Here is a 23,053-nt window from a genome sequence, read left to right as displayed (position 1 = left end):
TTTAAACACGCTAATTTTGCACACGTGGTAATACAGAGTAATATAAACATGCATTTAATTATAAAACATATAAAGAAGACCAGGCCATTTTAAGGAAGGGATTTTTTGTATGCATATATAAAAGTACTGAAGCCTTTCCGAAAGAGAAAGGCTTTTTTATTAATCTTAAAACAATAAAAAACTAAAATGAAAGTAGCAGTAGTTGGCGCAACAGGCCTGGTAGGCTCAAAAATGTTGCAGGTTCTGGAAGAGAGAAATTTTCCTGTAACTGAATTATATCCGGTAGCATCTGAAAAAAGTGTAGGAAAGGAAGTGGAATTTAAAGGCAAAAAATATAAGGTCATTGGTTTGCAGGATGCTATTGATATAAAACCTGATGTGGCCATTTTCTCTGCCGGAGGCGCTACTTCTACAGAGTGGGCGCCCAGGTTTGCGGAAGCAGGCATCACCGTGGTTGACAACTCTTCTGCATGGCGTATGGACCCTACAAAAAAACTGGTAGTGCCTGAAGTGAATGCCGATGTATTAACAGCAGAAGATAAGATAATAGCCAATCCAAATTGTTCTACTATTCAACTTGTTGTGGCATTGGCGCCGCTACATAAAAAATATACTATTAAAAGAGTGGTTGTAAGCACTTACCAAAGCGTAACGGGCTCCGGCAAAAAGGGTGTGGATCAGCTAACCAACGAAAGGAATAAAGTAGAGAGCGATGTAAAAGCTTACGCACACCCGATAGACATGAACGCGTTGCCGCATATTGATGTCTTCCTGGAAAACGGCTATACCAAAGAAGAAATGAAAATGGTAAAGGAAACCTGCAAGATCATGGGAGATGATTCCATCAAAGTTACGGCCACCACTGTGCGTGTGCCGGTAATGGGCGGGCATAGTGAAAGTGTGAATGTGGAATTTGAAAATGATTTTGAGCTGGATGAACTAAGACAAATCCTGGCCGATGCCCCGGGCATTGTGGTGGAAGACGATGTTCAGAACAATGTGTACCCGATGCCGTTGAACGCGCACGACAAAGACGATACTTTTGTAGGCCGTTTGCGCCGCGATGAGTCTCAGCCGAATACACTGAATATGTGGATCGTAAGCGATAACCTGCGCAAGGGGGCTGCTACCAACACCATCCAGATAGCTGAATACCTGGCTGAAAAAGGGCTGATATAAGAAGGTGCTAAAAAGGAAATTATATAAAAGCTATCTACAGGGTAGCTTTTTTTATTTACATCCGAAGTGAATCGCGGCATATTCAAAAAAAAGCCTGAAAGAAGGTGCTTTCAGGCTATACGGGAAATATCACCCGCTTAATTTAAAATAACCTTTCGGCTATTTTTCTGATATAAAGTTAAGACTATAAATCGGGTTTTCCAAATTTACAGGTGCAATCTTTCTTTCTTTTCCAATAATTCTTCCACAGTCTCCTGGTACATTTCATCAGGCACACAACAGTCTACCGGGCATACGGCAGCACACTGGGGTTCTTCGTGAAAGCCCTGGCATTCCGTGCATTTATTCGGAACAATATAATAGATATCATCGCTGATAGGAGGAAAGCGTTTGTCCGCATCTACAACAGTACCGTTCATCATTTTAAAATCGCCCTTTACACCTGTACCATCGGCAATAGCCCAGTCAACACCGCCTTCATAAATGGCGTTGTTCGGGCATTCCGGCTCACATGCACCACAATTTATACATTCATCAGTTATTTTAATGGCCATATTTGTACGTTATTTATTTAATTTTGTGCAAAATTACACCAATCCGGATGAACTTACAACAAAGAGCAGCATTATTGACAAAATTAGGAGAGTATATGGTTTCTGATCATGAAGACTGGTTGAATGTAAGAATGCTGGCCGAACGAAAAAACCCGTGGTTTACACAGGAGTTCATTAACCTTTCCGTAAACAACATTGTTACGGCATTTCTACAGCCTCACCTGCTGAAAGCGTGGACAGACAGTTATGCCGTTCCGGAAGAAAATAAGAAGTCTGCAACAGTAGGCATTGTTATGGCAGGAAACATTCCGTTGGTTGGTTTTCACGATTTTCTTTGTGCCTTCATTGCCGGCAATAAAGCACGCATAAAACTTTCTTCCAAAGATGAGGAGTTGCTGAAACACCTGGTCAATAAAATGGCCGCATGGAATGATCAGATTCATTCTCTTGTATCTTTGGATGAAATGCTGAAAGGCTGTGATGCATATATAGCTACAGGCAGTAATAACTCGGGCAGGTATTTTGAATATTATTTTTCAAGATATCCGAATATAATCCGTTGCAACCGCACTTCTGTTGCGATACTTACAGGCAGAGAAAATGACGCGCAACTTAATGCCCTCGCTGACGATGTACATACTTATTTCGGCTTGGGATGCCGCAACGTAACGCACCTGTTTGTTCCTGAAGATTATGATTTTGAGCCGCTGATCAATGTATTTAAAAAGTACAATTACTTTTTTGATATGCATAAGTATAAAAATAACTATGATTATCAGCTTGCCTTGATGCTGATGAATAAAGTAGCTTATATGAGTACAGGGTCGCTGATACTGCGTGAAAGCAGTGACCTTTTTTCGCCCATCGGCGTACTGAATTATTCCCGTTATGATAATGAAAATTTCATAGAGCAATTGCGGGCTGACGAAAGTATACAGTGTATTGTAGGCGGGAATACAGTACCGTTTGGTGGTTCTCAGACACCGCAGCTCAACGACTATGCTGATGGTACAGACACCATGCAATTCTTACTTAATCTTTAATTTTTATGATGTCCAGATTTTATTTAGCGCTTATCCTTCTTGTGTGTGCAACAAACAGTTTTGCACAGAAATCAAAGTTTAATGATGGCTGGCTCTTTAAAGCAGATACAGCCAACAGCCTCAATGAAAAAGCTCTTCAAGCGAAACCATGGCGTCCGGTTGCTCTTCCGCACGACTGGAGCATAGAGCAGCCCTTTGACGGCAACAGCCCAAGCGGCAACCGTGGTGCGGCATTGCGCGGAGGATTGGGTATGTATCAGAAAGAATTTATCCTGAACAATGCAGATAAAAACAAACGTATCTTTATTGTTTTTGATGGTGTGTATATGAACAGCACGGTGTGGATCAACGGCCATAAATTAGGTACCAGGCCCTTCGGTTATATCTCTTTTGAATACGAGCTTACTCCTCATCTGAAATTCAACGGGCAGAAAAATACCCTGCTTGTAAGGGCAGAAAACAAGCAGCCAAACTCGCGCTGGTACAGCGGCAGCGGCATTTACCGGAATGTATGGCTTGATAGGAGAGGCAATACTTTTGTGAAAAACTGGGGTACGTACATCTCTACGCCCCAAGTGAGCAGACACAGTGCTTTGGTGAACATAGAAACAAAGATCGTTGATGCAAACAATCAACAGACAGAGCTGCAAACCACTATTTACGATAAGAATGGCAAAGCCATTAAAACCCTGGTGCAGGCTCTTGCTGTAAACAGCGGAGAACAGTCAGTATTGCAACAGGTAACCCTTGCAAATCCTGATCTTTGGAGCGTGGAAACTCCCAACCTGTACACAGCAGTGAGCCGTGTGCTGGTGAATGGAAAAGAGCAACACAGGTATACGACCAGTTTTGGTGTACGCCATTTTTATTTTGATCAGCAAAAAGGATTTTTCCTCAATGATAAACCCGTGAAAATTATCGGCGCCTGTATGCATCACGATCTGGGCGCATTAGGCGCAGCTATAAACGTAAGGGCTATGGAGCGCCAGTTGCAGATACTCAAAGGCATGGGCCTGAACGGCATCCGCACATCGCACAACCCGCCGGCTCCCGAATTGCTGGATCTGTGTGATAAAATGGGCTTCATTGTAATGAACGAAACCTTTGATGTCTGGAGCCGGGATAAAGAAAATACACCTTACAACTATAGTTTATATTTTAAAGAATGGCATGAAAAAGATTTAACCGATCATATTCTGCGCGACCGCAATCATCCTTCCGTATTTATGTGGAGCGTGGGCAATGAAATACCCGAACAGCAAGGCGGCAAAGATACTGTGGGCAGGAATATTACACGTGCACTTGTAAACATTGTAAAACGCCTGGACAACAGGCCTGTGACTGCCGGTATGAATTACACTCAAAATGATAACAATCTTTACCTCTCCGGCGCGCTTGACATTTTAGGCATCAACTACCACCACAAACAATGGGAAGACCTGGGAAAAAATTTGTTCCCCGGCAATAAGCCATATATCCTCGCAGAAAATACTTCTGCACTGGCTACACGCGGCCATTACGATATGCCTTCCGACAGCATCAGGAGATGGGCAGGCATTAAAGACATAACCAAAACCGGGAATCCTGATTATACGATGTCAGCCTATGAAAATGCTTCAGCGCCCTGGGCTTCTACCAATGAAGAAGCTTTAAAACTGTTCTTGAAATATCCATATCTCAGCGGCATGTATCTGTGGACGGGTTTTGATTACCTGGGCGAGCCTACGCCTTATCCTTTCCCTGCACGCAGCTCTTATTTCGGTATTGTAGATATTGCGGGCTTTCCAAAAGATTCGTATTATTTGTATAAAAGTGTTTTTACCAAAGAAAATGTGTTGCATGTGCTGCCGCATTGGAACTGGACGCCCGGGCAGGTAATTGATGTGCATGTCTATTTCAATAATGCAGATGAGGTAGAGCTTTTCGTGAATAATCAATCCGTTGGCAAAAAATCAAAGCAGGCAGATGATCTGTTTGTTCGCTTCAATGGCTTGAAGTTTGAACCCGGTGAGCTGAAAGCTGTATCCCGGAAAAATGGCAACGTAGTGATGCAAACAGTGAAGCGCACAGCCGGCAAAGCTTACAGGCTGGTAGCAGCGGTGGACAGAAATACCATCAACGCGGATCACGAAGACCTGCCCTTTGTGAAAATCTCCGTTGTGGATAAAGACGGCAACCTGGTGCCTGATGCAAATAATACCCTGCGATACCGCGTGCAGGGCACAGGAAAAATAAGGGCTTTGGACAACGGCTACCAGGCTGACCTGGAGCCTTACAGCAACACCTCTTACCGGAAGGCTTACAATGGCCTGGGCCTGGCAATAATACAGGCTTCCGGCCAAAAAGGAAAAATCAGTTTGCAGGTGTCTTCTGAAGGATTGCAACCGTCAACCGTAACCATTGATGTGAAATAATATTGCATAACTATAGACAGGTATATAAAACCGTTCATACATGTATGAGCGGTTTTTTAGTATATTTTATTCATCTTATTTAAATAATATTGATCAATTTATTAACTTTGTTTAAGTATAAATGAATAAAATGAAACCAACAGAAATTCCACAACCTAAATTACCTGTTATCTGCCCGAGTTGCAGGCATGCGCTTACAGTAAGCGCGCTTACCTGTAACCATTGCAGCACGGGTATTAGCGGCAATTACGATATACCGGTTTTTTTGCAGCTTACACAGGAAGAACAGGATTTTGTGATGCAGTTTTTTCTCTCAAGCGGCAGCCTAAAACAAATGGCACAGCATATGGGTGTCAGCTACCCGACTGTGCGCAACAGGCTGGACGACATCATAGAGAAAGTGAAACATTCAGATAAAACAAAAAAATAAAAAATGAGGACTTTAAATTTATTTAGCAGGTTTTCAGAAAAGCAATTATTGACAACAGGAATAGTGTGTATGCTTGCAGGCGCATGGATATTGAGTTTCACGCAATGCTCTTTTGATGCCGTATTGCATATGACGGTATTGAACAAAAGTTTTGCAGCATTGTTGGCTGAAACTATGGTGATCATCCTGCTGCTGTTTTTATTCCTTTTTCTGGCCGCGAAAATATTCAATAACAAAACCAGGTTGGTAGATGTATTGAATACAGCCATGATCTCGCGTATACCTTTGTTTTTGCTTGCGTTATACAACCTCAACGGCAGCCTTTCAGAGCAGGTTGCAACAATTGCTTCCGGCAAGTTGCCGCAACCCGATGCTTCCATGTTTATCTTTTCTTTCACTAGTCTTTTGCTGGTGCTGGCCTCAATTGTAATACTGGTGCAGGGCTTCAAAGTTGCAGCCAATGCTAAAAAGCCGTTGCACTATGTCTGGTTTGCTATAGCTGTTGTGTTAGCAGACATAGCATCCAGGTTTATACTTCCTTATGTAAACTTTTAAAATCATTAATATGCATTTCAGATTTTTGCTGATTATTTTATTGGTTAATTGCCAGCTGTTGTTCTCGCAAAACATAACCGGTTCGTGGTATGGCAACATCAGTCTACAGGGTACTGAAATACCTTTGGTATTTCACATTAAACAAACCGGCGACAGCCTCAGCAGCGTCATGGACAGCCCCTCCCAGGGAGCCGAAAATATACCGGTAGCGCATACATTTTTTGAGCAAAATGAATTGAGCCTGCAACTGCCTCAAATTATGGCAAACTATAAAGGTAAACTGCTGGGAGACAGTATTGACGGCATTTTTACGCAGGGCGGCTTAAAGTTCCTTTTGGTACTAAAGCAGGCAGAAAACAAAAGCAGCCATAAACGTCCACAGGAACCAAAGCCTCCGTACAATTACCACGCAGAAGAAGTGATCATACAAAACCATACAGACAGTGTAACGCTCGCAGGCACGCTCACCACGCCGCGGAACAAGAAAAATTTTCCGGTAGTGATCCTCATATCCGGTTCCGGCACTACCAACCGGGATGGGGAAATGATGGGGCACAAACCTTTTTTGGTGATTGCAGACAACTTTGCCAGGAAAGGGATAGGCGTATTGCGCCTTGATGACAGGGGAGCAGGTAACTCTACCCTCGGGCGCAACTGGCAAAGCATAACCAGTGAAAATTTTGCCGGCGATATTAGCGAAGCGGTTAACTTCCTTCACAACAAAGGTTTTCAAAACATCGGCCTGGCAGGACACAGCGAAGGAGGCATCATAGCGCCGATGGTAGTTGCTAAGAACAAACACGTAAAATTTATGATATTGATGGCTGCTCCCGCAGCGGATATGCTGGAAGTTTTAAAAACCCAGAATGCACGCATAGCCGCGGCTTCTGGCCTGTCTGACTCCCTGGTGCAAAATGCCATAGCCATGAACACACTGCTTAACCATACAATTTTGTACGGTGGTAATTCCCGTGAAGCGCGCGATAAATATTTTGAAGCTTTACGGCAGAAACTCAACTTCTCCATGCCGGATCAGGAAAAAAGTTTTTTGAAAGATGAGATAGAAAAGATGGGTGGGAGTGCATGGTACAGGTACTTTATTGCTTACAAACCTAAAGCAAGGCTGGAACAGATCACCATTCCGGTGCTTGCCATCAACGGCAGTAAAGATATGCAGGTAGATGCACAACAAAACCTACCTGTTATTGAAGCTGCATTGAAAAAAGCGGGCAACAAAAACTTTAAAGTCATAGAACTGCCGGGCCTCAACCATTTATTTCAAACCGCCGGCACAGGGCTTCATACGGAGTACAGCACAATTGAAGAAACTTTTTCGCCTGCTGCATTGGATATCATGAGCAGTTGGATCCTGAGTTTGCCAAAAAGGAAGTAGTCTTTTTTTTAGGATTCTTTTCAAGGTATTTCTGCAAATAAGTTCCCGAAGAATGACTGGTAATAAGTATGGGCTTGTATACCCGGCATCCATTGATCCCGGTTAAACCTTATGTTGCAGCATTTGGGCTACATTCAACTTAACATGCGTCTTTGCTGTGGGCCGTTAATTGCATATATCCTGGCGGATAAGCCCTTCCCCCGAAGTTTCGTTAAAAATGATGTGCATATTTCCAACGTTCTATCGGTTATGTAACATCTACCGTTAAAATAATAGATTACATGATCACAGAAATTCCCCCCGGGACAATTAATTGATAGCTTGCTGAATATATTTTAATTAATACCCTTGAGTACAAGCGTATTATTCTGGTAGATGACGGTATCGCCATAATGGCCGCTGGGTTTTATCCTGCTGAAATAGCCAGGATCGAATGTATTATTGCTGTTGCCAAAAGCACTGTGGCTGGTATATTTTGAATCTACATATATTTTTTGCACAAAGCTTACCAGGGGCATGTGCAGTTCATTGCCTGCCTCGATAAAGTAATAGCAGGGAAGGAATTTAGCCATTAAGGTGCCGGCCACAGTTTCTCTTTTAAAATACAGCGGCGCGTATTTCCACCTGTCCGCTGAAATATCGCCTGCAATGCAGACGGTATCTTTCGATTGAAAATAAAGCACACCATTTTTTCTGATAACATCATAAAGTATGGTGGTGTCTTCAAAGATCATCTTGCCTTTGTTGTCATTGACCGACACTTCCAGGTGATCTTCATAATGGTAATCGTGAGACCAGAAGTAGCCGCTATGGATACCTAAGAATGTTTTTATCATTGCATGATCGGAGATTATGCCGGTGTTTGTAATGCCATTGATGTTGCCAGTAATTTGTGCACTGGCTGTATATTTTTTTTCAGGCTGCACTATATCTCTTTCACATGATGCCGCAAAAATGAGCAGGGTGTAGAGGAAAATCCGCGCGTTCATGTCGTTTGGTTTGGGTGTGGTTGGTTGCAGGATACGTTGGGTTGCTGCCGGTAGATATGATTTGAAGCATAAAGGTATGAAAAAGTTTATATAAAAATTTTTATAAATTAATATTTCCAGTTGACAAATAAAGTACTTGATGATACTAATGCGCCAATATGAATTGTGAATGATTTGATCTGGCGAGGTTTAAACAGCGCTCTTCTTTGTAAAAGGTGTTATTCGATTTTGAAGTATTTGTAATTTGGCTGGTGCTCCACATTTTCATCAATAAAACCCGGAAGAATTAAATAGTTATCATTTATTATAAAACTAAAGTTTCTTGTGCCCTGTAACTTTTCAATCGGAAGTAAAATTTGATATTCTTTTTCAGAAACTTTAGTAAGTTCATACTTGCTATCTTTTGCATTCCAGCTAAAATTATCAAATTATATGAAGCGTAGCATGCTTACTTCAGCAATTCATCAATTCCCTGCTGTAGAATGGTTTCACGGTTCTCTGTAAAGAGCCGGACTTTTTCGGTGGGTATACGCATATCGTATTCCGAGCCGCTACCGAGTATGTTGTTAAAGTCGGGATTGTGCTGGTTAAAGGTCTTTTCGTCGATGTCCAGGAAACCGGCCACAGTGCCTCCGTGGTAAATACCTTTAATGCGCAGGATGCTCATGCCGGCAGGCAGCTTTCCGGTCTTTCTGTCGGCTATGCTTTTCAGTTTTTGGGCATCGGATGCAGATACTGTGGTGATGCCGCCGCTGCCTTCGAAAAAATAGTGTGTGGCAATGAAACGGCGTACATGGTGGCGGGTTTCATTGGGCAAAAATCGTTGCACCTGCCAGAAGTCTTTAGAACCAGCCTGCCGGATAGATTTGTCCACCCTGCCCATGCCGGCGTTGTAGGCGCTGAGCACCAGCAACCAGTCGCCATAGCGCTTATAAAGCGTGCGGATGAGTTTGGCGGCAGCATGTGTGCTGGCCTCGTAATCTGTTCTGAGGTCGCGGCCGCCGCGGATAAGGTTATAACTGCGCGCCTCATCATACATGATCTGCCAGGGACCGGTAGCGCCGGCAACAGACACTGCATTGGACTGAAGGTCGCTCTCAATAACGGATAAATATTTTATTTCTTTGGGAATGCCGTATTTCCCCAGGATCCTGTCGTACAGGTCAAAAATGTTCTGGTAGCGCGGCGTATTTTTGATGGTGTGATACCATTTGCCCCTGCGGGCGAGGTATTGTTTGGTATAGTCTTTCAGGTGGGCGCTTACATCGGCGTCATGCACATTCATGGCCATGCCTTTGTTGCGCATGGAGTTTTCCATACCTGTTTCAGGCAGAAGCGATACAAAGCCCTCTTTACCCTTTGGTGTTTCTTTCTTGTCTTTCTTAGGAAGATTCAGTTCATCGCCGGGGCCTGCAAAGGAGCAGAAACCGCAGACAAGCAAGGATAAAAATAATATGGTCTTTTTTGCGTTCAAAAGGGCATAGCAATTTAGTAAAAAACAGCTTTGTTTAGACGAAATGCTTCCCCGGAGGTTTAAGCGTTTGCAGCAGGGAGTATCAGCCAAAAAAACTTCATGGCCGGAGCAGTATAGCTTACCATGAAGTTTAAATATAAATGAGGTTGAGCATGCGTGCGCTCTTAGATACCAGGTTACACTTCGCCGGTAGTAGTAGTTGTTACTGTAGTTTTTTTGTTGTCTTTTTCGTGTATCCCGCTTTCAATTTCATTTTTTACATTGTCCTTGGCATCGTTGAACTCACGGATGCCGCGGCCCAGGCCACGCATAAATTCAGGAATTTTACGTCCGCCGAAAAGAATCAATATTGCAAGAATAATCAGGACCCACTCCATACCACCTATATTTGGCATAATCTAAAATTTAAATTGGTTTATAAATAAATCTGCTTGTTGCACAGAACTGCATGGTAAAGGTAAATACTTTGTCTCATTTATCAAAACAAATAAAAAACGGGAAGAAAATTAACATTTCTTCCCGTAACATATTATTAAAAACTATGAAAATTGGCGTAAGCTTATTGAGAGAAGCGTTTTTCTTTAATTCTCGCACTCTTACCGCTTCTTTCGCGCAGAAAGTACAATTTAGCCCGGCGTACTTTACCTGATTTGTTCAATTCTACAGAATCTACGTTAGGAGAAGAGAAAGGAAATGCCCTTTCCACGCCTATACCATTAGATATTTTCCGAACGGTAAAGGTAGAAGTTGCGCCATGTCCCTGGATTTTGATCACATCGCCACGGAAGCTCTGGATACGCTCTTTTCCGCCTTCTACAATTTTATAATTGACAGTAACATTGTCTCCTGCTTTGAATTTTGGCAATTCTTTGGCGGGTGTTAACTGTTCGTGGACATATTTAGCTGCTAAATTCATATCTCAAAATTTTGGATTGCAAAGGTACTTGTTTAAATGAAATTATCAAAATAAATCATTAAAAAAACTTTTATCAGGATTATCGCGCTACGTTCACCGCTCTTTTTTCACGGATCACTGTCACTTTTATCTGCCCGGGGTACGTCATTTCGGTCTGTATTTTCTGGGCAATGTCAAAGCTTAATTTGTCGCTGTCTCCGTCAGTAACTTTGTCGGCTTCAACAATCACCCGTAATTCACGGCCCGCCTGGATGGCATAAGCTTTTTCCACGCCGCCGTAGCCCTGTGCCAGCGCTTCCAGGTCTTTGATACGCTGTATGTATTGCTGCATGATCTCTCTTCTTGCACCCGGCCGCGCGCCGCTGATGGCATCGCAGGTCTGGATGATGGGGGATATTACGTATTGCATTTCCATTTCATCGTGGTGCGCACCTATGGCATTCACAACTGCAGGGTTTTCGCCGTATTTTTCGGCCAGCTTAGCTCCAAGCAATGCATGGCTCAGCTCGGTTTCTTCATCCGGCACTTTGCCTATATCGTGCAGCAGCCCGGCTCTCTTTGCCAGCTTGGGGTTCAGCCCCAGTTCAGAAGCCATAATAGCGCAGAGATTAGCCACTTCGCGGCTGTGCATCAGCAGGTTCTGGCCGTAAGACGACCGGAACCGCATTTTACCCACAATCCTTACCAGTTCCTTGTGCAATCCGTGGATGCCCAGCTCTATCACCGTCCGTTCGCCGATCTCCATGATCTGCTCTTCAAGTTGCCTGCGGGTTTTGTCCACCACTTCTTCGATCCTTGCCGGGTGTATTCGTCCGTCTGCCACCAGTCTTTGCAGTGAAAGGCGGGCGATCTCCCTTCTCAAGGGGTCGAAGGAGGATAGTACAATGGCTTCAGGCGTGTCGTCTACGATCAGGTCTACCCCGGTAGCGGCCTCAATTGCACGGATGTTGCGGCCTTCGCGGCCGATGATCTGTCCTTTGATCTCATCTGTTTCCAGGTTAAATACCGTAACGGTATTTTCTATGGTCTGCTCTGCTGCCGTACGTTGAATAGATTGTATAATGATCTTACGCGCTTCTTTGTTGGCTTTCACCTTAGCCTCTTCCACAATTTCCTGTTGCAGCGCCAGCGCCTGTGTGCGGGCTTCCTGCTGAAGGCTTTCAATCAGCTGGCCCTTAGCCTCTTCCTGCGACATGTTGGAGATTTTCTCCAGCCGCTTGATGTGCTCTTCCTGGTGCTTCTCTAGTTCAGAACGTTTTTGGTTTACAATCTCAATTTGCTTTTTGAGGTTGTCTTTAATCGTTTCATTTTCTTTCAACTGCTTATCGAGGGTAGATTCTTTTTGAGCAAGGTTGCTTTCTCTCTGTTTTGCCCTGTTTTCGAGGTCTCCGATCTTGCGGTTGCGGTCGTTTATTTCCCTGTCGTGCTCTGATTTAAGTTGTACAAATTTTTCTTTTGCTTCTAATAATTTCTCTTTTTTAATTGTTTCAGCGGTAAGTTCTGCTTCTTTTACTATAGTTTTTGCCTGGTTTTCCGCTTCGAGTATTTGTTGTTTTGTATCTTTTGCAAAAATAAATTTACCTAAAACAATACCTAAACCAACACAAACAACCGCTATTATAACGGCAACTGTTGTGGTTATCATAAATTAATCATTGTTTTTTATTCTATTAATAAATATATAATATAACGCATATCCTTAGAGGATATTAATGCACGAAGATAAATAAATTGCAGAAAGTTTGAAAAGAAAACAAAAAATTATCCGTGCTTACTGGTTATGTATACATTGCGCATACCACCATCAACTGTATCAACATAAATTAAAATTGGTACAAGAATTGTTTTAATAAGATGAGCAAATGCAATTGTTTTGGACGATTACCGGTGATCTTTTAAACAAATTTGCGGCATTTATAAACAATAAAACATTGAAGAATATGAAAAAAACAATTCAAATTTTGAGTGTAGTACTTTTATCTGTATTTGTATTGGCATCCTGCAGCAAAGATACATCACCTTCTGAACGTGATGTTTTTGCAGGTAAGTATAATGGTAAGATATCCTATGACGGCCAGGATAAAAAGGTTTCTACAACTACGGGAGCAGTTACCGTTCTAAAAGTCGGTAACAATTATAACTTCTTTTTTTCTGATGGCATTCCTGATCTTACTGGCGTTGAATTTCAGAAAGACGGAGAAACTATGGTGAGCATAGGCTCTAGCCAGACTAACTACATCAGGATCACTGCAAGCACCTTGAAAATATTATTCCTGAAAAACGGTAACGTTTGGACAGCCGACTGTACAAGATAAATATTAATTGTACAAGATAATATTATAGTGAAAAACTTACTGCCTACACCCGCGGGCAGTTTTTTTATTTTGTGTTTGCCAGCTGTAGTCTATAATTCCGAATTTGTAATCTGCAATCTACAATTATATAAAACAGGATTATTTTATTAAATTAAATAATTGACTTAATTTTGCACACTCAATTTTTTGGGTTAAACCGTCTTATTTACCCTCAAATAAGGTATTACTAAACAGAAAAATGCTCAGGAAGGGCTGAGATATGAGTTTTATGGCAACTATAACGAGAGAAAATATAGCTCCGCTAAACGATAAACTGGTAGTGACCATTACCAAAGAAGATTATCTTCCGGAATTTGAAAAAAGCCTGAAGAAATATGCAAAAAATGCTACCATACCCGGATTCAGAAAAGGTATGGTACCGGTAGGCGTTATCAAAAAAATGCACGGCCAGGGCATTTTCAGCGAGCAGATCTTTGCCGCAGTAGACAAGGCAGTAAATGATTATATCAGGGAAAACAAACTGGAGATCATTGGCCAGCCGTTGCCGTTGGAAGACACTAATTTTACTTTCGATGTAAACAATCCCGAAGATTATGTATTTAATTTCGAGGTTGGTTTGCAGCCAGCCATAGATGTTGACCCGTCCAGCCTTACTGTAACGCGCTACAACATTGAGGTTTCAGATAAAACATTGAATGAGGAAGTAGAAAATGTGCAGCGCAAAGCAGGCAACTATACCAATCCTGAAACCATAGAAGATGAAGATGCTATCCTGAACCTGGAGACGGCTATTGCAGATAAAGAAGGCAATGTGGGAGAAGATGCCAACAAAGGGAATAGCTCGGTTACTTTCAAAGATCTTTCTCCCAAAGCAGCCAAGCTGTTTAAGGGTAAAAAAGTTGAAGATACCGTAGTTGTAAAATTAAGCGATGCATTCGCCAGTCCAGAGATTTTAGACAGGGTATACCACGATCTGGGTTTGGATGAAGAAGACCTGGAGCTCAAGAAAACTTATGTATCATGTAAGATCACCAAAATAGGGTTACTGGAAAAGGCGGAACTGAACGAAGAGCTTTTCAGGCAAACTTTTCCCGGCAGGGAAATCAGCAATGAAGATGATTTCAAAGCTGAGCTGAAAAAAGATATAGAAGCATACTTCGCAGGACAGTCGCGTGCGCAGGTGCAGGACCAGATCTACCATGAACTGGTAGACCACACAAAACTTGACTTCCCCGAGGCATTCCTGAAACGCTGGCTTAAGGTGAACGCTGAGAAGCCAAAGACCGATGAGGAAGTAGAGAAAGAATATCCTGCTTTCGTAAAACAACTCCAGTGGGCGCTGATCTCCAGCAAGCTGAGCGCGGACAACAACATACAGGTAGAGCCTGAAGAGCTGAAAGATTTTGCTAAAAATCAACTCATGCAATACCTCGGCGGCCAGCTGTCTGCTGATGCCAATTCAGACTGGGTAAACGATTACGCCGACAGGATGCTCAACGACAGGAAGTTTATTGAAGATGCTCACGGACAGATCAGGATCAACAAACTGTTCCAGGCACTTGAAGGAGAGGTGAAAACAAAAGAGGAAAATATTACTGAAGAAGCATTCACAGAAAAGCTGAAAGGCCATCACCACCATTAATTAAAAAAAGAAGATTATAACCAAGGAGCGCAACGCCGCTCCTTTTATTTTGGGCTTAACCTGTAAAAACACTGTTTACATTAGATATTTATTTATTTTTGCACCCAAAATATTTTTAAAATCAAATTCATCATTTTGCAGAAATGAATAATACCTACACCGATCTGGTTAAACAGACCTTTCACTTCCCCCAGGAAGGCGTTGATCTTAACAAGAATGGTTTTTTAGAATTTAACGGGCTGGACCTCAAGCCGATCATTGAAAAACACGGCACACCTTTAAAGCTCACATTTCTGCCGAAGATTGGAATCAATATCAATCGTGCAAAAACCTACTTCGATAAGGCTTTTAAAAAGCATAAATACGAAGGCAAGTATTTTTATTGTTATTGCACCAAAAGCTCCCATTTTTCTTTTGTAGTGGAGGAAGCGCTAAAGCACAACATACACCTGGAAACTTCTTATGCGTACGACATCGAGATCATCAACCAGTTGTATAAAAAAAGAAAGATCACCAAAGACATATATGTTATCTGCAACGGATTTAAGCAAAAATCTTACACATCAAGGATTGCCAGGCTTATCAATTCGGGCTTCAAAAATGTGATCCCTATCCTGGACAATAAGGAAGAGCTGGCTATGTATAAGCGCAGTATAAAGATTAAAGAGCCTTTTAAAATAGGCATTCGCATTGCAGCCGAGGAAGAACCAAGCTTCCCTTTCTATACATCGCGCCTCGGTATCCGCGCAAAAGATGTGCTGGAGTTCTATGTAAATGAACTGAAAGGCAATGAAAATAAGTATCACTTAAAAATGCTGCACATCTTTTTAAACAAAGGCATCAAGGATGATATTTACTATTGGTCTGAATTGAGGAAAAGCATCACACTTTATTGCCAGTTAAAAAAGATCTGCCCCGAATTGGATTCTATCAACATCGGCGGCGGATTTCCCATCAAGCACTCCCTGGCGTTTGAATACGATTACCAGTTCATGATCAATGAAATTGTAGGCAATATAAAATCTGCCTGCAAAAAAGCCAAAGTGCCGATGCCGAACATATTTACAGAATTCGGAAGCTTTACGGTAGGAGAGAGCATGGCACATATCTACAGCGTAATCGGTGAGAAAGAACAGAATGACCGCGAGACCTGGTACATGATAGATTCTTCTTTCATCACTACATTGCCGGATACCTGGGGTATTGGTGAGAAGTTTTTAATGCTGCCCATCAATAAATGGAGCAACGAGTACAGGCGTGTGGTCTTAGGCGGCATTACCTGCGACGGGCATGATTATTACGATTCAGAAGAGCACATCAATGAAGTGTTCCTCCCCAAAATAAAAAATGACGATCAGGCTGACCCGGAAAATAAAGAGCCTTTGTATGTAGGTTTTTTTCATACAGGTGCATACCAGGATCAGATCAGCGGATACGGCGGCATTAAGCATTGCCTGATACCATCGCCTAAGCATGTAATCATTGAATACGACAAGAATGGCAAGCTTACGGAATGGGTTTACGCTAAAGAACAGACAGCACAAAGTATGCTGAAGATACTGGGTTACCAGTAAAAGCGCAAAACAGCGAAAACTGTCTTTTTTAGTTGCTATAAATGCGAGAAAATTAAATGATGAATATTCATCAGTTACTTAAAATATTTTTAATACACATTGTATTAATGATATTTATCGAATTAATAAAAAGTTATTTTAATGTAGCTTCGCCTATCTCTTCGTTAACGAAATATATTTCTAAACCTTGGGAGTTGTTTTTTTTAGTGGTAATTTTCGCTCCTATTGTTGAAGAATTTATTTTTAGATACCCTCTTGTAAGAGAGAGGTATGTATATCTATCGTTAGTTTTATTTATATTGGATGCAGTTATTTCACAGGTATCTTTGTACATTCTTTTACTCACCATAGCAATAAGTATTTATTCTTTTGTATTATATTTTTTTTATAGAAAGAAGAAATTACCTCCTTATGTTATTTTGGTGTACATAATTCTCTTTGTTGTTTTTCATATTTCAAATTACAACATTGATGAAATAAAGCAATTATCGTTATTAGCTACTTTTTTATTGTTCGTTCCACAGCTTGTATTAGGTATAATCCTGACTTATATAAGAATGTATGAAAAATATTCTACTGTAGTGATTTATCATGCAAGCTATAATCTGATTTTTTTATCTCTCGCACTTTTTTCTAGCACCTAAAAAAATTATGAAACAAGTAGAGATTTTAGCTAACCAGGAAATGAAAGAAATTTCAGAGGGAGATGGGTTTGTGAGCTTGGTGCGAAAACCCACTGTGCGTGGTGTAGTGTTAAGGAGTTTTTTAGTAGACGTACCGAAAGCTTAGCTATGTTAGCCTTAGTCCTTTACGATAAGTAAGGAATTATGAAAAGTACAAAACATACTCTTTTGTATAAGTCTAAAATGGCAGAAGAGTTAGCTAAGAATGAATTAAATATTTATAAGCAGATAGTACGACAGGATTTAGAAAAATTATTTTTTGATATAGAAAGCAGCTATGAAAATTATTTGGCCTCTTCAGAAGCCGTTAAAAGTGCTGGCATAGCTGCATTATTTGCTCAAAAAAGTTATGAAGCAGGCAAAAGTAGTATTTACGATGTAACTAATTCAAGAAATAATTTAATAGCAGCAAAAAGTGCTATGCTGCAAGCTAAATATAATTGGGTGTTTTATCAGAAATTATTAGAGATATATTCTAAAGAATCAAAATAACTCATAGCCTGCTTCTAAAATTGCCTGTCACAAATTTTCTGCAATCTGCAATCTGCAATTTGCAATTTGTAATTTGCAATCTGCAATTTTTTTATTCACTACATTTGCAGGCAAACAATATATTTTTGCAATCTGCAATTTGCAATTTGCAATTTGCAATTTGAAATTTTACTAATACATAGATTCATGTCAGAAGAGAGATCATTAAATTTTATCGAAGAGATTATAGAGCAGGATTTGGCCAAGGGCAGGCATACATCTATACTTACCCGTTTTCCGCCGGAGCCGAACGGCTACCTGCATATGGGGCACGCCTCCAGCATTTGCCTGAATTTTGGTGTAGCTAAAAAATATGGCGGCAAAACCAACCTGCGCTTCGACGATACAAACCCCGTAACGGAAGATACAGAATATGTAGACAGCATTAAAGAAGATATACAATGGCTCGGCTTCCAGTGGGAGAAAGAGTTGTATGCTTCTGATTACTTTGAAACTTTGTACCAATACGCTGTAAGGCTGATAAACAAAGGGCTTGCCTATGTAGATGACAGCACCAGCGAAGAGATTGCAGAACAAAAAGGTACACCTACACAACCCGGCAGAAGAAACCGGTTTGCGGAAAGAAGCATAGAAGAAAACCTGCAGCTTTTTGAAGAAATGCGTGCCGGTAAATATAAAGACGGCGAAAAAGTACTGCGTGCCAAAATAGATATGGAATCCAGTAACATGCTTATGCGCGATCCGTTGCTCTACCGCATCAGGCACGTGCATCATCACCGCACGGGAGACAAATGGTGCATTTACCCCATGTACGATTTTGCTCACGGGCAAAGTGATTCCATTGAGGGCATTACACATTCTATCTGTACCATGGAGTTTGTGCCGCACAGGGAGGTGTATGACTGGCTCATAGAAAAATTAGAGATATTTCCTTCCCGGCAATACGAGTTTGCCAGGCGCAACCTTACCTACACGGTGATGAGCAAAAGAAAATTATTGCAACTGGTGAATAATAAAATCGTGGCCGGCTGGGACGATCCCCGGATGCCCACCATTTCGGGCATGCGCCGCCGCGGCTATACACCCAAAAGTATAAGAGATTTTTGCGACAGGATAGGTATTGGAAAAAGAGATAACTCTGTTGACCTGGGCTTGCTGGAGCACTTTGTACGTGAAGACCTTAATAAAACTGCAGTCCGCAGAATGGTTGTTTTTGATCCCGTGAAAGTAGTGATCAGCAATTATCCCGATGGGGAAGTTGAGATGCTGCAGGCAGAAAACAACCCAGAAGAAGAAACAATTACTTACCGCGAAGTGCCCTTCTGTAAAGAGTTGTACATTGAGAGAGAAGATTTCATGGAAAACCCGCCTAAAAAATATTTCAGGTTGGCGCCCGGGCAGATGGTACGTTTAAAATATGCTTACATAATACAATGCGATAGCATTGTAAAAGATGAACAGGGAGCAATAAAAGAGATACATTGTTCTTACCTCCCCGAGAGCAAAAGCGGCGCCGACACATCCGGCGTGCGGCCCAAAGGTACGCTGCACTGGGTGAGCATAGCGCATGCTGTAAGTGCAGAGCTGCGCATGTACGACCGGTTGTTTACAGAAGAAGATATGGACAATGTGCCGGGAGAGTATACTGACTACCTGAACCCGGATTCCTTGAAGATCATACCAAACGCTTATGCAGAGCCGGCTCTGAAAGAAGCTAAGCTCGGAGAAGGATACCAGTTTCTGCGCAAAGGCTATTTTGCTTTGGATAAAGATGGTGATGCCGATCACCTGGTATTTAACCGGGCGGTAGGATTAAAAGATTCCTGGGCAAAGGAAAATAAAAAATAACGGGCGTACATATGTCGTTACTTCAAAAGTTTCAGCAAAGCTGGAAGGAGCAATTTGCTTCCTTATTGCCAAAAGAAAAAAAGATCCTGCTGGCAATAAGCGGGGGTGTAGACAGTGTAGCGCTTGCCGATCTGTTGTTTCGTTCTGATATTGATTTTGAAATGGCACATTGCAACTTTCAGCTGCGTGCAGAAGACAGCGATAAGGACGCAGTATTTGTATCAGAGCTTGCTGCGCGCTACAAAAAATATCTGTATACTGCCACATTCGATACCAATGCAGTTGCCAGGGAACGTAAAACAGGCATTGAAGAAACCGCGCGCAACCTGCGCTATGACTGGTTTGCATCGTTGATGAAAGCGAATGGCAGCCTTGCATTGTTGGCCACAGCACATCATGCCAATGACAACATTGAAACCCTGCTGATCAATTTCTTTCGTGGCACAGGCATCGCCGGGCTTACAGGAATCCCTGTAAAAAATAACCGCATAATAAGGCCGCTGCTTTTTGCGGGGAGAAAAGAAATTACAAACTATGCACAGCAGCAGGGCCTCGCGTGGAGAGAAGATATCACCAATATTTCCGATGATTATACACGTAATGCTTTCCGGTTAACCATTCTGCCGGCAATCCAAAAACATTTTCCCAATGTGGAAAATAACCTGCTGCAAAATATTTCACGCTTCAGTGACATAAATTTACTGTATACCCAGGCAGTTGAGCGGCACAAAAAAAAGCTGGTGGAAGTGCGTGGCAAAGAATTGTTTCTCCCCATATTGAAATGGCAAAAAACACCCGCAAATACTACGCTCTTGTGGGAGGTGATCAGGAACTATCATTTTACTTCCGGGCAAGTTGCAGAAGTAGCGAAATTGTTTACGGCCGATAACGGCAGCTACCTGTCATCAGCATCGCACAGGATATTCAGGAACAGGAATCACCTGGTAATAAGCGAGCTGAATACGCAGAACGCGGGCATAATATTGGTAGAAGAGCACGATACTGAAATAAAATTTGCAGGCGGTAAATTAAAGTTCTCCTATTATGCCAATGACAACAGGATTCTGACTGATAAAAATATAGCCTTGCTTGACGCCTCCCGCATCAAGTTCCCTTTGATCTTGAGAAAATGGAAACCCGGCGATTACTTTTATCCGTTGGGAATGAAGAAAAAAAAGAAGCTCTCCAGATTTTTTATAGATAATAAACTTTCGCTTACCTGCAAAGAAAATATTTATGTTATTGAATCGGATAAGAAAATTGTATGGATAGTGGGCATGAGAATTGACGAGCGGGTGAAGGTGCTGTCTTCTACCCGTACGATTTTAAAAATTTCGTATATTCTCTGTACAAAATAGATCGGTTAAAGAGTTTTTAAATACTCTTTAAATTCATGGCTATAAATAAACACTTGCTCTCTTTTGTCATTAATAATAAACGGCATTTCTTCTGTTCCTGCAGACAAGTTCTTTAACCAATAAAGTTTGTTAGTCTTTAAATTTTTGAAAAGAAGAAATTCATATTCGGGATTTTGTCGTCCGATTTCTATCCAATCATTTTCTTCCCACTCAAAAAGAACATACTCATTGAATTTAATAATCCCATTATTTTCGTTTTGAGGTGCGAATCTAATTACTTCTACTCTTCTCGGTTCAGCAAGTGATAGAGTTATGGCATTGACATTTTTAGGACACGTTTCAACATTGCCATCATATTGAGGAAGTGTTTCAATTATATTTTCATCCCAGATTTTTAGTAAACTATCAGGCCTATGATTGTTTAATTCATCGTAATTAAAAACAGGGAGCGGGGTTGGGGATGATGTGTTTTCGTATTGATGTTTTTTATCTGTAAGATATTCTACCTCCGCAAAATACATGTTAAGATTTTTCTGGGGGGTCTGTATCTTAAAATATTTGTATGCTTTATTTCCGTTTAAGTGAATATCCTGAAAATAAGGTGGAGGGGCATAATTTAAAATGTACAATGTATCAACCTTCGAAAAAGTTGAATCATTGCCCCCTAATATAGTTGTTCCTATGAGGCTATTAGAAACTTCTATCGATCTATCCTTAATAGGAAATTTGCGAAGTAAATAAGTTGTATCTAACAACACAAATTTATTTTTAACCAACTCAATTATTTTAGTCGTTGATTCCTCTTTGGTACTATCTTCTGCTAAATAAAAGGGATTACCAAAAAGTTGTATGTTTGTGTCTTCAAAGTATATAGGGAAATACATAGTATTAAGTACTGCATTTTCGAAAACAACTGATTCTTCATTATGGTTGATTATCCCCCAAGTAGTAGCCACAAATTTATTTTGACTATTAAACGTAGCTAAATAAGCCAGGTTGTTTTTTGTCTGTTGGGAGAAATTTAATTTTATAGAGGTAATTTTTAAAGTTCTCTTACTTATATCTTCAATGATGGGGCTCAATAATTCATCCGGCACATACTCATTTTTGCTTTTAAGAAAAAAGGGCGTTTGGGGCTGAACAGAAAAATGATACCTGTAAAAATTTAATACGTCTTCTTTGAACACTGGGAACTGTGATATTTGTGGATATTCATTTTCAGGGCTAAATGATGTTAGTTGAACATTCGGATGAAAATATATATTCGCGTGATGATTCAAAAACTTTTTATAAGCCACATTATTCTCAACCGCAACTGGAATGCCGCAAGCATTCAAAATAACAGCCGCAAAGTTTGACTGGTCAAAACAATCCCAATTACTCCAGCTGTTAAAGAAAAACATCTCTTCAAAGCCGTATTCGCTGTAATGAAAGCCACCGATAATTGTCTTGAAATTTCTTACAGTAGCATTGTATCTCCTTATACAATCTCTGATACTTACGGGGTTGTCTTCTACTTTCCCGATGTATTTTGAGAAAAAGCCGAACAAGAACTTTCCTGATTTAAGCATAGGAAATCCAGGAATAAATCTGTAAGGAAGGGTATATTCACAGAAATCTTCAAAGCTCATCTTTTTCACCAGCGGACTGTTTTCTTTCTGGTAAAAAGCATTATCAATTTGCTCTATTAAAAAAGCAGCAGTGATAACTTCAGCATCGGGTTTTTCTTCAATGATTTGAGGAGCAGGTTCAAAATTTAGTTTTTTCTTCTCTTGCTGCACAACTTTTTTAATTTGGCCAATACCCTTGACAACAGCATCAGAAGCAAGCTCTTTAGGGTCTTCTTCATTTTTTCCCTTAACGAGAATGTAATACAATGAATCGGTCAAACGCACAATTCTTTCTGCTGCGGCTTTATTAGTTTTAATAGTTCTTGTCGCAGTGTATCCCCAGTACATGTTCTTTATCAGGAAATAGGCTGCCCTCAATTTCAGAGAGTCTTTGGGATTCTGATTATAATGAGTTAAAACCCTTTCTAATTCTTTGCGATTTTCATTTGCCTGTTTGAACGTGTTAACTACCTGATTATATTCAGGATTATTATACTTTGCATTTTGAGAGCGAGCAATAGCAGACACAAGCAAAAGTATAAAGCATGTAAAGATTTTAAATCTATTTAAAATATTATTCATTT

At 41.0% G+C, this 23,053-nt stretch carries 21 protein-coding genes; 14 read left to right on the top strand and 7 right to left on the bottom strand.

Going from position 1 to position 23,053, the window contains the following annotated elements; genetic code table 11:
* The first annotated feature begins 186 nt into the window (after positions 1-186).
* Entirely contained in the window at positions 187-1,179 is a 993-nt protein-coding gene (locus OD355_RS01155) for an aspartate-semialdehyde dehydrogenase (RefSeq protein WP_263036605.1), read from the top strand.
* 206 nt (positions 1,180-1,385) lie between these two features.
* Here OD355_RS01155 and OD355_RS01150 read toward each other — a convergent pair whose 3' ends face one another.
* Positions 1,386-1,733, bottom strand: coding sequence for a 4Fe-4S dicluster domain-containing protein (locus tag OD355_RS01150; protein ID WP_263036604.1), 348 nt, complete (start codon positions 1,731-1,733; stop codon positions 1,386-1,388).
* Positions 1,734-1,780: 47 nt separating this feature from the next.
* Here OD355_RS01150 and OD355_RS01145 point away from each other — a divergent pair, with 47 nt between their 5' ends.
* The 5 genes from OD355_RS01145 to OD355_RS01125 all read left to right on the top strand — a co-directional run bounded on the left by OD355_RS01145 (position 1,781) and on the right by OD355_RS01125 (position 7,568).
* Positions 1,781-2,776, top strand: a complete 996-nt coding sequence (locus OD355_RS01145) for an acyl-CoA reductase (protein WP_263036603.1) — start codon at positions 1,781-1,783, stop codon at positions 2,774-2,776.
* A gap of 5 nt (positions 2,777-2,781) precedes the next feature.
* Positions 2,782-5,190 (top strand): glycoside hydrolase family 2 TIM barrel-domain containing protein, encoded by a 2,409-nt coding sequence (locus OD355_RS01140; RefSeq protein WP_263036602.1) that lies wholly within the window; start codon positions 2,782-2,784, stop codon positions 5,188-5,190.
* Positions 5,191-5,320: 130 nt separating this feature from the next.
* Complete coding sequence (locus OD355_RS01135) at positions 5,321-5,620, top strand: DUF2089 domain-containing protein (RefSeq protein WP_263036601.1); 300 nt, start codon at positions 5,321-5,323, stop codon at positions 5,618-5,620.
* Positions 5,621-5,623: 3 nt separating this feature from the next.
* Complete coding sequence (locus tag OD355_RS01130; RefSeq protein WP_263036600.1) at positions 5,624-6,175, top strand: hypothetical protein; 552 nt, start codon at positions 5,624-5,626, stop codon at positions 6,173-6,175.
* A gap of 10 nt (positions 6,176-6,185) precedes the next feature.
* Positions 6,186-7,568 (top strand): alpha/beta hydrolase family protein, encoded by a 1,383-nt coding sequence (locus OD355_RS01125; RefSeq protein ID WP_263036599.1) that lies wholly within the window; start codon positions 6,186-6,188, stop codon positions 7,566-7,568.
* A 335-nt stretch (positions 7,569-7,903) separates the two neighbouring features.
* On the opposite strand, the gene OD355_RS01120 is transcribed toward OD355_RS01125, so the two are convergent.
* From OD355_RS01120 to rny, 5 genes are all read right to left on the bottom strand, one after another.
* Positions 7,904-8,557, bottom strand: a complete 654-nt coding sequence (locus OD355_RS01120) for a hypothetical protein (RefSeq protein WP_263036598.1) — start codon at positions 8,555-8,557, stop codon at positions 7,904-7,906.
* A gap of 448 nt (positions 8,558-9,005) precedes the next feature.
* Positions 9,006-10,031 (bottom strand): lytic transglycosylase domain-containing protein, encoded by a 1,026-nt coding sequence (locus tag OD355_RS01115; protein ID WP_263036597.1) that lies wholly within the window; start codon positions 10,029-10,031, stop codon positions 9,006-9,008.
* 176 nt (positions 10,032-10,207) lie between these two features.
* A complete protein-coding gene (locus OD355_RS01110; RefSeq protein ID WP_263036596.1) occupies positions 10,208-10,426 on the bottom strand; it encodes a Sec-independent protein translocase subunit TatA/TatB in 219 nt (72 codons plus the stop codon).
* A gap of 164 nt (positions 10,427-10,590) precedes the next feature.
* The gene (gene rplS / locus OD355_RS01105) at positions 10,591-10,947 is read right to left on the bottom strand and encodes a 50S ribosomal protein L19 (RefSeq protein WP_263036595.1); all 357 of its coding nucleotides are present in this window, start codon (positions 10,945-10,947) and stop codon (positions 10,591-10,593) included.
* Between the two features lie 79 nt (positions 10,948-11,026).
* Positions 11,027-12,592: a ribonuclease Y gene (gene rny / locus OD355_RS01100; RefSeq protein ID WP_263036594.1), complete on the bottom strand. Its 1,566-nt coding sequence runs from the start codon at positions 12,590-12,592 to the stop codon at positions 11,027-11,029.
* A gap of 295 nt (positions 12,593-12,887) precedes the next feature.
* Between rny and OD355_RS01095 the strand changes: the two genes are divergently transcribed.
* The 8 genes from OD355_RS01095 (at position 12,888) to tilS (ending at position 20,859) form a co-directional block, all read left to right on the top strand.
* Positions 12,888-13,262, top strand: coding sequence for a hypothetical protein (locus OD355_RS01095; protein ID WP_263036593.1), 375 nt, complete (start codon positions 12,888-12,890; stop codon positions 13,260-13,262).
* A gap of 268 nt (positions 13,263-13,530) precedes the next feature.
* Positions 13,531-14,904 carry a trigger factor gene (tig, locus tag OD355_RS01090; protein ID WP_263036592.1) on the top strand — a complete coding sequence of 458 codons (1,374 nt, stop codon included), beginning with the start codon at positions 13,531-13,533 and terminating at the stop codon, positions 14,902-14,904.
* 143 nt (positions 14,905-15,047) lie between these two features.
* Positions 15,048-16,478 (top strand): type III PLP-dependent enzyme domain-containing protein, encoded by a 1,431-nt coding sequence (locus OD355_RS01085; RefSeq protein ID WP_263036591.1) that lies wholly within the window; start codon positions 15,048-15,050, stop codon positions 16,476-16,478.
* 56 nt (positions 16,479-16,534) lie between these two features.
* Positions 16,535-17,122: a CPBP family glutamic-type intramembrane protease gene (locus OD355_RS13910; RefSeq protein WP_396327190.1), complete on the top strand. Its 588-nt coding sequence runs from the start codon at positions 16,535-16,537 to the stop codon at positions 17,120-17,122.
* Positions 17,123-17,129: 7 nt separating this feature from the next.
* Positions 17,130-17,267, top strand: coding sequence for a hypothetical protein (locus tag OD355_RS01080; protein WP_263036590.1), 138 nt, complete (start codon positions 17,130-17,132; stop codon positions 17,265-17,267).
* Positions 17,268-17,305: 38 nt separating this feature from the next.
* On the top strand, positions 17,306-17,653 hold the full coding sequence (locus tag OD355_RS01075; protein WP_263036589.1) for a TolC family protein: 348 nt from the start codon (positions 17,306-17,308) through the stop codon (positions 17,651-17,653).
* A gap of 186 nt (positions 17,654-17,839) precedes the next feature.
* Entirely contained in the window at positions 17,840-19,501 is a 1,662-nt protein-coding gene (locus tag OD355_RS01070) for a glutamine--tRNA ligase/YqeY domain fusion protein (RefSeq protein WP_263036588.1), read from the top strand.
* A gap of 11 nt (positions 19,502-19,512) precedes the next feature.
* Complete coding sequence (gene tilS / locus OD355_RS01065) at positions 19,513-20,859, top strand: tRNA lysidine(34) synthetase TilS (protein WP_263036587.1); 1,347 nt, start codon at positions 19,513-19,515, stop codon at positions 20,857-20,859.
* Positions 20,860-20,864: 5 nt separating this feature from the next.
* On the opposite strand, the gene OD355_RS01060 is transcribed toward tilS, so the two are convergent.
* On the bottom strand, positions 20,865-23,051 hold the full coding sequence (locus OD355_RS01060; protein ID WP_263036586.1) for a hypothetical protein: 2,187 nt from the start codon (positions 23,049-23,051) through the stop codon (positions 20,865-20,867).
* Between the last annotated feature and the right edge of the window lie 2 nt (positions 23,052-23,053).

Origin of the sequence: Haoranjiania flava (genome assembly GCF_025631005.1) — a bacterium.
Taxonomy (GTDB): domain Bacteria; phylum Bacteroidota; class Bacteroidia; order Chitinophagales; family Chitinophagaceae; genus Haoranjiania; species Haoranjiania flava.
This window is presented reverse-complemented; position numbering and strand designations above follow the sequence as displayed.